General features: G+C 68.0%; 11 protein-coding genes. All 11 read left to right on the top strand.

Annotated features, from left to right (window positions below; genetic code table 11):
* Positions 1 to 4: 4 nt before the first annotated feature.
* A complete protein-coding gene (locus J4573_RS08620; protein WP_208254749.1) occupies positions 5 to 1,462 on the top strand; it encodes a TrbL/VirB6 family protein in 1,458 nt (485 codons plus the stop codon).
* The gene (locus tag J4573_RS08615) at positions 1,443 to 2,927 is read left to right on the top strand and encodes an SCO6880 family protein (RefSeq protein ID WP_208254748.1); all 1,485 of its coding nucleotides are present in this window, start codon (positions 1,443 to 1,445) and stop codon (positions 2,925 to 2,927) included. Before J4573_RS08620 ends, J4573_RS08615 begins: the two co-directional genes overlap by 20 nt.
* A 76-nt stretch (positions 2,928 to 3,003) precedes the next feature.
* Positions 3,004 to 4,425, top strand: a complete 1,422-nt coding sequence (locus tag J4573_RS08610) for a putative type IV secretion/conjugal transfer ATPase (protein WP_243772661.1) — start codon at positions 3,004 to 3,006, stop codon at positions 4,423 to 4,425.
* A 955-nt stretch (positions 4,426 to 5,380) separates the two neighbouring features.
* Positions 5,381 to 5,779 carry a hypothetical protein gene (locus tag J4573_RS08605; RefSeq protein ID WP_208254746.1) on the top strand — a complete coding sequence of 133 codons (399 nt, stop codon included), beginning with the start codon at positions 5,381 to 5,383 and terminating at the stop codon, positions 5,777 to 5,779.
* On the top strand, positions 5,776 to 7,620 hold the full coding sequence (locus J4573_RS08600) for a type IV secretory system conjugative DNA transfer family protein (RefSeq protein WP_208254745.1): 1,845 nt from the start codon (positions 5,776 to 5,778) through the stop codon (positions 7,618 to 7,620). The genes J4573_RS08605 and J4573_RS08600 overlap by 4 nt, the downstream gene beginning before the upstream one ends.
* Before the next feature lie 114 nt (positions 7,621 to 7,734).
* Positions 7,735 to 8,355 (top strand): DUF4913 domain-containing protein, encoded by a 621-nt coding sequence (locus tag J4573_RS08595; protein ID WP_208254744.1) that lies wholly within the window; start codon positions 7,735 to 7,737, stop codon positions 8,353 to 8,355.
* Positions 8,352 to 8,765 (top strand): hypothetical protein, encoded by a 414-nt coding sequence (locus J4573_RS08590; RefSeq protein ID WP_208254743.1) that lies wholly within the window; start codon positions 8,352 to 8,354, stop codon positions 8,763 to 8,765. The genes J4573_RS08595 and J4573_RS08590 overlap by 4 nt, the downstream gene beginning before the upstream one ends.
* A 91-nt stretch (positions 8,766 to 8,856) precedes the next feature.
* Positions 8,857 to 9,756, top strand: a complete 900-nt coding sequence (locus J4573_RS08585; protein WP_208254742.1) for a hypothetical protein — start codon at positions 8,857 to 8,859, stop codon at positions 9,754 to 9,756.
* Between the two features lie 49 nt (positions 9,757 to 9,805).
* Positions 9,806 to 10,273: a hypothetical protein gene (locus J4573_RS08580; RefSeq protein ID WP_208254741.1), complete on the top strand. Its 468-nt coding sequence runs from the start codon at positions 9,806 to 9,808 to the stop codon at positions 10,271 to 10,273.
* 151 nt (positions 10,274 to 10,424) lie between these two features.
* A complete protein-coding gene (locus tag J4573_RS08575) occupies positions 10,425 to 10,850 on the top strand; it encodes a hypothetical protein (RefSeq protein WP_208254740.1) in 426 nt (141 codons plus the stop codon).
* Positions 10,847 to 11,716 carry a hypothetical protein gene (locus tag J4573_RS08570; protein ID WP_208254739.1) on the top strand — a complete coding sequence of 290 codons (870 nt, stop codon included), beginning with the start codon at positions 10,847 to 10,849 and terminating at the stop codon, positions 11,714 to 11,716. The genes J4573_RS08575 and J4573_RS08570 overlap by 4 nt, the downstream gene beginning before the upstream one ends.
* The last annotated feature ends 22 nt before the right edge of the window (positions 11,717 to 11,738 follow it).

The raw sequence follows: 11,738 nt of genomic DNA, 5'->3' as shown, positions 1-11,738 counted from the left end.
GCCCATGACGACGTTCTCCGTGAGTCTGGCTCTCCTGCGTCCGCCGCCGTGCTCGGCCGTGCTTGACCCCAGCTGTGTCCAGACCGTCGACAACGACCATGGCGGTGGCGGCCATCCCTGGGGGCCGCCGATGCCGGACCTCACCGAGGTCGGCGGAAACGTGATGGACAGCCTCGCTCGATCCTTCAGCGATGCCGTCGGCTGGTTCATCTCCTCGACGTCCTCCTGGTGGGTGCAGACGGACCCGCCTGACCTGGAGAAGGAGCCCGTGATCGGGCTTCTCCAGCACCTGACCCAGCCGATCACGATCTCCGTCGCGATGATGGCGCTGCTCATCGCCGCCGCAAAGATGATGCTGACCCACAAGGCCAACCCGCTGGTCGACATGGGACGCGGCCTGGTCGTCCTGACGGCGGTGACCGCGATCGGCGCCACGCTGCCCAACAAGCTTCTGCAGTACGGGCACGAATGGACCGGCTGGGCTCTGAGCAATGCATCGCACGGCGACTTCGCTGCCCGGATGACAAAGATCGTGACCTTCCCCAGCGGTACGCCCGCGGCCGTCGTCGTCATCTTGAGCATCGTTGCCCTGTTCATCGGGATCATTCAGGCGTTCCTGATGCTGTTTCGCGGAGCGGCGCTCATCATCCTCGCCGGGCTCCTCCCGCTCGCCGCCGCAGGCATGATCACCCCCGCCACCCAGCCGTGGTTCAAGAAGGTCGCAGGCTGGGGCCTGGCACTGATCTTCTACGAACCCGCTGCAGGCGCCGCGTACATGACGGCGTTCATCCTGATCGGCAACGGACACAGCCTCCACGCGGTCTTGATGGGCTTCACGATGATGGCCGTCAGCCTCATCGCCTTCCCTGTGCTGCTGAAGTTCTTCAGCTGGACCACCGGAGATACGCAGGCTGGCAACAGCGGCGGCATCCTCGGCACCGTCCTGAACGGCGCGATGACACTCGGGGCGCTCCAGTCCTACACCGCCAACAGCGGCGCTCGGCACAGCCGTGACTCCTCGGCCAACGAGCACGCTGGCTATCTGCGTCAGCAGCTCGGCGACCAGGAACCTGGTCAGCGCCATCAAACGGACGATGACAGCAACGCCCGGCCCGGTGATGCGACTCCAACCGGAAACGCGTTCGCTGGTGGAGAAGCATCCACCCCGGCCAGAGACAACTCTGCCCCCGGCGCACAGCCGCACGACCCAGCCTCCCCCACCGGCAGCGGACACTCGGCTCACGGCACGGGGCATGCCGGAGAGGACAGAACCTCGTATGGCGGTGGTGCGGCGGATTCTCCGGCCGACGAGCCGATAGGCCCGACCTCAGCCCGCGCCTGGGACGACGAGCGTCGGCAGACGACAGAACGAATCCGCTGGATGGGCGAGCCGTCCGGCTCGGGCGATACCGGCGGCCCCACCGGCGCGGGAGCGGGAGGAGGTGGTGGCGGTGGCGCATGAGATCCGCACCTACGGAGGATGGCGCCGTCGGCACGGCATCGGTCTGCTCGGCTTGGACACCACGGCGACCTTCGCCGCACTCGGCGGAGCAGTTGCCCTGCTCCTGCTCGGCTCGTTCGTCCCGGTCGCGTTGCTCTACCTCGCACCACCGATATTGGCTGCGGGCTTGCTTTGCCTGGTACGGATAGGCGGCGTCCCAATAGGACGCATCGTCCTCGCGCGCTGGCGCTGGTGGTGGGGAACCCTCCGTGCCCGAAACCGGTACTCCGCCGGGGTCGTCGTCGACCACCCACGGGCGTTCCAGCTCCCGGGAGTGCTCGCGCCGCTGACGCTGATCAGCGCGGAAGATGGCGCGGGTGGACGGTACGGGCTCGTGTGGGATCGCCGTACCGGGCGGCTGACCGCGACCTTGCGGGTCGTGCCGGCCTCGACCTGGCTCGCTGACCGCTCCGACGCCGACAACTGGGTCGCATCCTGGGGCCAGTGGCTGGCCGGTCTCGGGCACCTACCGGCCGTCCGCTGGGTGACGGTGACTGTGGATACCGCGCCCGAGCCGGGCTCCACGCTGGCCGATTCGGTGGCTCGCGTGGTCACCCCCGACGCGCCCGACACCGCCAAGGACATCTTGAACGAACTCGTGCAGCGCGCACCGGCCGCAGCTGCCGACGTGGACACCCGCGTGTCGATCACCTTCGACCCCAAGGCCTCACCGGCTGCGCCGCGCGATCTCACCGAGGCGGTCGCCGACATCGGGCGAGTGCTAAACGGTCTGGAGTCGGCCCTAGGTGGCTGCGGGGTGAGCGTGCTCGGCAGAGCCACCGCGTCCGAAGTGGCCGGGGCCGTACGAACAGCCTTCGACCCCCATGCCCGGGGCGAGGTCAACCGGCTGCTCACCAGGCCCGACACCGACGAGCTGCTCGCCTGGAGCGACGCCGGACCCGTCCATGCCATCGAGCACACCGACCACTACGAGCACGACGGTGGTGTCAGCGTCTCGTGGGCGTGGCACGAACCGCCGCGCCAGAACGTCCACGCCGACGTGCTGTCCCGGCTGGTCGCGCCAGGCCCGTTCCCGAAGCGGATCACCCTGCAATACCGCGCGCTTCCCGCCGCCGCGGCAAGCCGAGTGCTCCAGCAAGAGGTGAACGCGGCGGCCTTCCGGGCCCAGTTCCGACGCCGCACGGGCCGGGACGAGACCGCACGCGACACCTGGGACAGCGCCCGCGCCCGCCAGGCCGCAGCTGAGGAGGCAATGGGCGCAGGCGTCTGCCTCGTGTCGATGTACGCCACGATCACCGTCACTGACGAGCAACAGCTCAAACGCGCGCTCGCCCATGTCGAGGCCGCCGCCGACGCCGCACGGATCCGGCTACGGCGCCTGTGGGGAAGCCAAGCCGCCGGATTCGCCACCACCTTGCCGTGCGGAATCTGTCCGGCCGACCTCTCTCGTCGCAGCCTCCGTTGAGGAGACCCTGATGCCCACCCCGTCAACAAAGCTGAACCATCGCCCCAGCCCTCCCCAACGTGCAGAAAGGGAGGCCATGGGCAGAGCGCTGGCACCTGCATGGGGATGGCGGCTTCGAGACGCCGGACGCGCGGCGCACGTAGAGCCGGCACCCGAGTTCCAGGCAACCACCAGCCAGGTCTGCGGCCTCTACCCCTTCACCGCTGGCTCCGGCACCCCGACCATTGGGACACCGGTCGGACGCCACCAGCTATGGGGCGAGGTGGTCTGCCTCGACCCGCTGGCCTGGCTTCGGGCGGGGCTGGTCACCAACCCCGGCATGTTCGTCCTTGGCCAACCCGGCACCGGCAAATCCACGCTCGTCAAACGACTCGTGACGGGCGCGGTCGCCACCGGCACGACGCCCATCATCCTCGGCGACACCAAACCGGACTACACGATGCTGGTCGAGCACCTGGGCGGCCAAGTCATCCGCATCGGCCGGGGCTTGGATCGGATCAACCCGCTCGACGCCGGCCCTCTCGCCACTGCACTGCAACATCTCACCGGAGCCGACGCTGTCACGCTGCGATGGGAAGCCCGGTCGCGCAGGCTCTCACTCCTGATGGCACTGGCCACTCTGATCCGAGAAGCGCGCATCACCAATGCGGAGGAGGTCGTTCTCGGCCGTGCCATCGATCTGCTCGATGACCGTCTCGCCGGAGAGCCGACCATCCCCGACGTCCTCCACGTCCTGGAGACCGGACCGGATCAACTCCGTGCCGCAGCCCGCGCCGACACCGATGCCGCCTACCGCCAACAGACCCGCGATCTGGTCTTCACCCTTGACCTTCTGCTTTCCGGCTCGCTGGCCGGTGTCTTCGACGCATCCACCACCCGACCGCTCGACCTCGGCGCGCCTGCCATCAGCGTCGACATCTCCCGTGTACGCGCGGCCGGAGACAAGCTCCTCACCGCAGCGATGCTCTGCACCTGGGCCTACGCATTCGGCATAGTCGACGCCTCCACCGCTCTCGCCGACCTGGAGCACGGACCACGTCGCTCATACCTGGGAGTCATGGACGAACTCTGGCGCGCACTGCGAGGCGCCCCCGGCCTGGTCGAGCACGCCGACGCCCTCACCCGGCTGAACCGGGCCAAGGGTATGGCCTCCATCATGATCACCCACTCACTCGCCGACCTGGACGCCCTGGCCACCGAGGAAGACCGCGCCAAAGCCCGGGGCTTCGCCGAACGTTCCGCCATCACCGTGCTCGCTGGCTTGCCACCACGAGAACTCGCACGTGTCGGCGAGATCGCTCCGCTCACCGGCCCCGAACAACGGCTCGTCACCTCCTGGTCCGCGCCCGATTCCTGGCAACCCGGCGCACGCCATCCCGGACGCGGCAAGTACCTGATCAAGACCGGTGAACGCCTCGGCATCCCTGTCGAGCTCTCCCTCGTCGGAGCCGAAACCGATCTCTACGACACCGACCAGGCCATTCGGCCAGCGCCATGACCTCGACGCCATGTACATCGCGCTCGCCTCCTGGCGACCGCCCTGCACCCACGCTCACCCCCTGTAGCAAGCCCAACTAACCAGTTCCACCAACAGAGAGGACGACCGAATGGACCACCACACGCTCATCAGGAGAACCGATGCTTACCTGTACGACGAGCACTGCGATCCCGGAATCGACTCCCACCGAACTCGGCAGCTCGCACACCCACGACCTCTCGATCACTCTCGATCGCGTTCACTGCCAATGCAGCGGACGCCGACGTAGAGGACGCCTCTCCGCACGCACTCAGACGCACCTGCGTCGCGGCGTCTCCTGGGTCAGCCGCGGCGTCTCCTGGGTCAACTGCCATGGCTCTCGCGCGAAGGGGCAGTGACGGTGCCCCCGACACCACAGGCGCCATCTGAAGGTCCCCGCCCGGCCGGAGAAAACGCCGCCCGCGCCTTGGACGTCTACGCGGATCAGGTCCTGGCTGCCAGTACGGTCTCTCATCGCGATAGTCCGCTGCTGGCCGACACCCTCATCCGATCCCTCCTCAAGGACCTCACGTCATATGCCGCCGCGCATGGCGTCGATCTCCGTTCCGCGCTTGCCGAAGCGCTTGAACGCCAGCCCGCCGCGTCCGTCGGACGCGCCGTTACGGGCGAAGCCACGTCGCACACGTCTCCAAACTGGCTTCGTGTCGGCTCGGAGGTACGGGTACGGCCGTCCGCCGTCGTAGGAGAGACGAGCCCCCGAAGCTGGCGTGCCCAAGGCTTCATCACGGCGGTCAATTCGCTTGCCTCTGGGGAGTCCCTGCCGCAGAGGTCTGCGGCGCGTGGCCAACCTCCAGGTACGGAAGGGGCGCAACCCGATGCGACGTGTACCGTGCGGTTCCCAGGTATCGGTGACTACACCTTCGCCGCTCGCAGCCTTGAGCCCGCCAAGCCGTTCCCGTCCACTCGGCTGAAAACCGTGACGGCGGTCAACGCGGCCGACGCCGAGGCCACTCTCGTCACGACCGCGGCACGAGTCCTGCGCGATCGGCAGCTCGGCAAGCCCCCCGACTCGGAGGCGATCGCCGACCGTGACCACCTTGCCGGAGCGCTCGGCGCATGGGCCGGGAGTACAGGCGAACGTGTCCTGTTCGCGCTCGGCACCCGAATCGGGCGAGCCGCAAGCAGGATGGACGCCAGCCCTTCGCCCTCTCGGACCTCATCGAAGGACACCGACAGTCTGGCTGCCGAGGACTTTCCCCACGACGTTAGCGACGCCATCACGGCAGCCAAACGCGGCGACGCCTGGCAGGCCGACTCGCCGCAACCCGCACCTTCCAAAGGGAACCGCCCCGGACCCAAGGGAGGGCATCGATGACGCGCGCGCTAGGGCCGCGCGCATCGATCTGGCACACCGGCGCCGCCGCCGGATGGATGGTGCTGGTCGGGTGCTGGGCGCCGATCGGATGTCTCTGGCTGCTCTGGGCCGCTGCTCGCCTTGCAGCCCTGTTCACCGGCGGTCACGTCATGGCATTCGGCGGCAGCTTCGCCGTGGCAGCGGCACGACACCAGCCCCAGCGGCTGTGGCCGGGCACGCCGACGCTGCTTGTACTGCTCGTGCTCTTCACGCTGGTCAGCGTTGTAGTGGCGTCCGTCTGGAAGATCTGGCAGCGAGTCGCAACCCTTCGTCCACAGCCAGGGGATCCCATCGCGGCTCTCGCTGACAACCCGGCCCTCGTGGCGCTCGGGCACGGCCCCGCCGCAACCAGGGCCGTGGCACTGCGCCGCTCGCTCGCCGGTGCGACCCCACAGAAGATGGAGCAGGCGGACGTGGGCCTGGTACTCGGCGACGTCCTGGAGCGCGGTGGCGCCAGCGGGCCGACGCTCTTCACCTCGTGGGAGGACACCGTGGTCGCCTTCATGGCGCCCCGCTCAGGCAAGACCACCACCCAATCCATCCCGCACGTCCTGTCGGCGCCGGGGCCGGTCATCGCCACCAGCAACAAGGCCGACCTGTGGGCTGCCATCGCCACCCTCCGAGCGGAGCGCACCGGCGGCAAGGTCTGGCTGTTCGACCCGCAGCACATCACCTACCAGCTCCAGGAATGGTGGTGGGACCCGCTGGCCGACCTGACCACAGTCGAGGACGCACACCGCCTCGCCGGGCACTTCGTCCTCACCGTCGACGACGGGCAGAAGAAGGACTTGTGGGGCCCGGCCGCCCAAGACCTGCTGTGTGCGCTGTTCTTGGCGGCTGCCGGCTCCGGCCGCACTCTCCATCACGTCGCGCACTGGCTGGACGAACCCGCCGTCCCAACCCCCATCGAGCTGCTAGCCGAGGCCGGTTTCCGGCTCATGGCCTCCTCTCTCAAGGGCACCCAGAACGGCGCCGTCGAGACCCGCGACGGGATCTACCAAACGGCTCGCACGGCGGCCAAATGCCTACGTGACGAGGAGATCCTCGCCTGGGTCACCCCGCAGCGCGACCAGCCGACCTTCGACCCGGACACGTTCGCCGCCTCCTGCGACACCCTCTACCTGCTGTCCAAGTCCCTGTCGGCGGCAGCGCCGCTCATCGCCGCACTCACCGACACCACCATGCGCGCCGCCGAACGCAGGGCCGAGCAAGCCGGCGGGCGCCTCGATCCACCGCTGGTCGTCGCCCTCGACGAGGCCGCCAACATCTGCCGCATCGCCGACCTTCCCCAGCTCTACTCCCACCTCGGCTCCCGCGGCATCGTCCCGGTGACGATCCTGCAGTCCTACGAACAAGGCGTCACCGTCTGGGGCGAACCCGGAATGGCCGCCCTCTGGGGCGCCGCCACCCGCAAAATCATCGGGGCCGGTATCGACTCGCCCCGCCTTGTCCGCGACCTGTCCACGCTCATCGGCCAGCACGACGTCCCCGTCCGCAGCCTCACCTACGGCGACGGCCGAACGAGCGAACAGATCTCCCTGCGCCGCCAAGAAATCCTCGAAGCCGCCGATATCCGCGCCCTACCAACCGGCACCGCCCTCCTGCTCGCCACCGGCACCAAGCCCGCCCTCATCCGCCTCAAGCCCTGGTACCAGGGCCCATACGCCGACCAGATCAACACCGCCACCAAGGCAGCCGAGACCGCCATCGCAAACGCCGCCCGCCGCCACTACCGCCGTCGGCAGCACGACGATGCCCCGGATGGCGGGACACCAGACGGGTTCTGGAAGCAGTACCCGTGACCTGATCATCTGCCGCGTACCAGCAGCTCAACATGCAGCCAACCAACCAGCCTGAACGCCCGAGAAGAGAGGGAGACCCGCCCATGAACGCCATGCCTCCGGAGGCCCAGTCCCATGTCGAACGAAACTCACACCGTTCAGTCTCGCGACGACCACCCCACCACCCTCACCTGCGACGACGCGGCGAGCGGCCCGGCCCACCCTGAGACCTCTGCCGTCGACACCGCTCCGACCCCTGAAAAGGTGGACGAGCAGCAGCCCAAGCCGTGCTACCCGACCGTCGAAGCATGGGTCACCGAGCACTTCCTCCCCATGTACCGCCGTACGCTCGGCGGCGAATACCGCTGGTGCGCCCAATGGTGGCTGCACGCCGAGGCAATCTCCCGGCTAACAGCGCTCTGGTACGCGTGGGAGTCCATGCGCCTTCAGGGCGCCTCCGGAATCGGCCTGTGGTACCGCGACCACCTTGACCACCAGCTGCCCGTCCTGCTCGGCGCACGCGGCCCGTTCTACCAATGCACAGAGCAGCAGCACCTCGAACCTCACCAAGCGATCACCCAGCCCGTTCCACCGGATTGGTGGGCTAGCAGTTCGCCGGCCATCGACCAGCCCACCGAGCTCGCCGAGTTCACCGACCTCGAACCGGCAGGTGGGCAGCAGGTCGATGAACCGGATGTCAGCCGTCTCTCCGCAGCCTCCGGCGAGACCGCAGAGCCCGGCGAGGTGAAGCGATGAGCGTGGCCGACTCCGTCCCGGTACCCGACGCGGGCAGGCATGCCCGCCGCATGGCAAGGGCCGTGGGGGACCTGAACCATGCAACCGCGCCGTGGAACGCATGGCCTGGCCTGCAGAGCCCTCAGCAGGTGAGCGAGGTTCTTCATCCGCTGGGCGCCGGTTCACTCGCGCTGCAGCGATCGATCAAACAGATCCGCGGCTACCTGGCTCACACCCTCCGCGAGGGCCGGGTCGGCTGCGACCGCGGTGAACCGATGCCGGCCGTAACGGCAGCCGCGATGGCGCTCCACCAGGCCGAGATCGCGCTCGCTGCGGTCGCCTCAGCTCTTGAACGAGCTCGTACGGTCACCAGCGGTCTATGCCAGGCCGACCCGAATGCCAAGGCCGCCCCTGACCTTGGCATCACTTAGCGAACAGTCACGCCCTCCCCTGCCGTTCGCCGCCGTTCGCCGGCACGCCAGCGGCTCACTCACCCGCCTGTGCCTGCCCGCCGGAGGATGCATGTCCGAGATCACCAACACAGACTTCGCCGAGTTCGGGGCCATCGCCCTGGACGGCTACCAGGAGCTCTTCGAAAACCCCAAGGGCCTTGATCACCGTACGAACATCAGCGAAGGTCTCTCGCTGCTGAGCGACCTGCTGGCGGACCTGATGCACTACGCCGATGAACGCGGCGTTGACTTCGACCACGCGCTGGCTCAGGCCCGCACGGACCACACGGTCGAACGCGCAGAATCCGGCACGTACGAGATCGGCGCGACCGTCCAACTCACCGGGCCTGAGGCCGGTCGACGCGAACACGCCGGCCTGACGACCCGAGGACAGGTCACCGGCGTCCTCTCACCGCAGGGCGGATCGGCGACCTTCTACGTCCAATTCCCCGGCGAGGCAAGCGGTCACCCGTTCCCCGAGCCCACCCTCCTCCCCGCGCCGAGATTTCCGCCGACCGTGACCTCCACCGGCGTGGTCGGGACGCCGCTCGCCGCCGAAGCCGCGCTGGTGGCAGCCATCCTGCGCATCGAGAAGTCCGACGCTCCGGGCTCGGCTCCTCGCATGGAGGACCTTCGCGATCACCGGACGCTGCTCACCTCACTGTCGTCCTGGACCGGCCTCGATGAACGGCGATTCTCCGAGCTCCTCCGACCCAAGATCTTCGCCAAGCTCCGTCAACTCGATGTCGAGTCCGCAGGTGAAGCTCTATCCGGCAGCCCAACGGCTCTGGAGCCGCCCAACCCCCGAGCCGATTCCGCCCAACTGGCGGCACAGGACTTCCCACGGGCGCCCGGTGAAGATCCGCGGCGTACCGGACCCAGCAATCTCGACCAGCCGCTCCCTTCCCAGCTGCGACCTTCCCGACCCACTACCCGGATACCCACGACACCGCCGGGTCCGGCTCGCTGACGTCCACGGCAATCCGTCACCCGCAGCACTCGTCAGGAGGCTCGCCGACATGATCCTTACCGATGCCCTCGAACTGGTCACCAAGCACCTCACCCAGACCACGTCCGCAAACCAGCTCCTCGCGGCGATCCGCGCCGGCCTGAACGTGATCGATGCCGCGGTTCAGGAGCTCGAGTTCCTGGATCCGCTCGATCCACCACCTGACTGGCCCGCAGTGCACGACCACTGCGCCAAGATCCGGTCGCTCCTGGCCAGGGCTCCGTCGTACCGACAACCACCGCCATCAGCTCATTTCCGTACGGAAGCAGAGCTGCGTGAACGGGACGTGCCCAGTGTGATCGAAGCCCTCATCGAGACGTCCAACGCACTCGTGCTCGCTCTCGTTGAATGCGCCGCCCAGGCACGCAACCCGGCCGACGAGATCTGCTGCCGCAGCTCCGCGCTCTGCGGCGCTGACCTGCACGGCGCACTGGTGGCGCTGCGCGGCGACGCTTCCCGGCCATCCAAAGGTCATTGATTTTCATCAACGACATGTCGAACTGACGCTGGTGATTGACCGGCGTCCCGCAGCGCGGCACACTCGAAACGCCATCAACTTTAGTAGATGGGTTCCATTTAGATCGTCTTCGAGACATGTCATCGCAGGACGTCCATACACGGAGGTCTCCATGCACGACTACATCCTGTACGTGAGCAGGCAGATTCGTTCAGCCGAACGCCCCACGGCGCTCCTGGCCGCCGCCTTCATGGGACTCGAGCTGATCGAACGAGCCGCCACGCTCCTCACCGAGACGGCCCCGGCCTCGTCCCGCGACCTCTACCAGGTCGTGCTAGGCGAGGCGAGCGACGCCTGGTGGTCGCTCTCGAAAGCACCCGCGCTCGCCTGGGCGAACGAGCCCGCCAACGACGATCGCGGTCCCGGCGACCTAGCCGAATCCCTCCAGGCTCTGGTGCAGGTCGTCGTCGACGCGCTGCAGAACGTCGCCGACCGTACGCCCGAGCCGGAAGACCGCGCGGCATGCCTCCAAGCCATCGCGCACTCGGCCCACGTCCGCGACGCCCTGTCCCGCGAAGCCTCAGGGGCCGGCTGGTGACCGACCACAACGCGATGACCCGGCGCATCGCCAACGCCAATCGAGCCATCACTGCCTACGAGGGCGCCGCATTTCCTGACGCTCCCTCCCTGCTACCGGGAGACCCGACCTATATCAACGCAGTACTCGGCGCGCTCCTGTGCGACCTGGAGCACTACGCCGACCTTCACGGGATCGACTTCGCAGCAGCTTCGGCAACCGGACGGGCCGCTCACGACGACGAGGTGGCTGAACAGGCGCGCTATCAGGTCGGCGACCAAGTGCGACTGCGCCGCACGGGTGGCGAGTGCGGAACCATCACCGGATTGAAGGCAGAGCCCGGCTCGGAGCCGACCTACCTCGTCGAGATCCCCGGCGTTCCGTACCTGGTGGCTGAACCGGCGCTGCGACTGGAACCGGCACCACCCTTCCCGCGGGTGACCACCCAGCTCGGCGAAGCGACCCGCGCAGATCAAGCCGAAAAGACCCTGATCAAGCTCGTGGCCCGCAACCGCGGCCTCGATCCAGCCGCCGAAGCCGCGCTCCGTGCCGACTGCACTCGACTCGTAGATGCCTTGAGCACTTGGAGCGGCACCTCGCAACGCGAACTCCTGCATGAACTCGGCACCGGACTCGCAGAACGCATCACAGGTCGCCCCGCACGACGAACATCCGGCACCCGGCAAGAACCAGATCAACCGAATCCGGCCGCGCAGGCACAGCCCGTTCGGCACGCCGAGGCCGCGCACCTCGCCTCGCTCGACTTCCCCAACGACATCGCGGATGGCGTCCCATCCGATGGCGTCTCCGGCCCGGCACCGCGAAGCGCAGGACCCAAACAGACATCCCACAGCCGGCCCTGCCCTGAACCCAGCCACGCACTCTGACCGCACCCAACACCACGGAGGT

Origin of the sequence: Actinomadura barringtoniae (assembly GCF_017573505.1) — a bacterium.
GTDB lineage: Bacteria > Actinomycetota > Actinomycetes > Streptosporangiales > Streptosporangiaceae > Spirillospora > Spirillospora barringtoniae.
Note: the sequence above shows the minus strand (reverse complement) of the source record. Positions and strands in the feature narration are given on the sequence as shown.

Bases quoted from the DNA above. Each gene is read 5' to 3' on its own strand.
- J4573_RS08620 (WP_208254749.1), top strand. From the start codon at position 5: ATGACGACGTTCTCCGTGAGTCTGGCTCTCCTGCGTCCGCCGCCGTGC.
- J4573_RS08610 (WP_243772661.1), top strand. From the start codon at position 3,004: ATGGGCAGAGCGCTGGCACCTGCATGGGGATGGCGGCTTCGAGACGCC.
- J4573_RS08600 (WP_208254745.1), top strand. From the start codon at position 5,776: ATGACGCGCGCGCTAGGGCCGCGCGCATCGATCTGGCACACCGGCGCC.
- J4573_RS08595 (WP_208254744.1), top strand. From the start codon at position 7,735: ATGTCGAACGAAACTCACACCGTTCAGTCTCGCGACGACCACCCCACC.
- J4573_RS08590 (WP_208254743.1), top strand. From the start codon at position 8,352: ATGAGCGTGGCCGACTCCGTCCCGGTACCCGACGCGGGCAGGCATGCC.
- J4573_RS08585 (WP_208254742.1), top strand. From the start codon at position 8,857: ATGTCCGAGATCACCAACACAGACTTCGCCGAGTTCGGGGCCATCGCC.
- J4573_RS08580 (WP_208254741.1), top strand. From the start codon at position 9,806: ATGATCCTTACCGATGCCCTCGAACTGGTCACCAAGCACCTCACCCAG.
- J4573_RS08575 (WP_208254740.1), top strand. From the start codon at position 10,425: ATGCACGACTACATCCTGTACGTGAGCAGGCAGATTCGTTCAGCCGAA.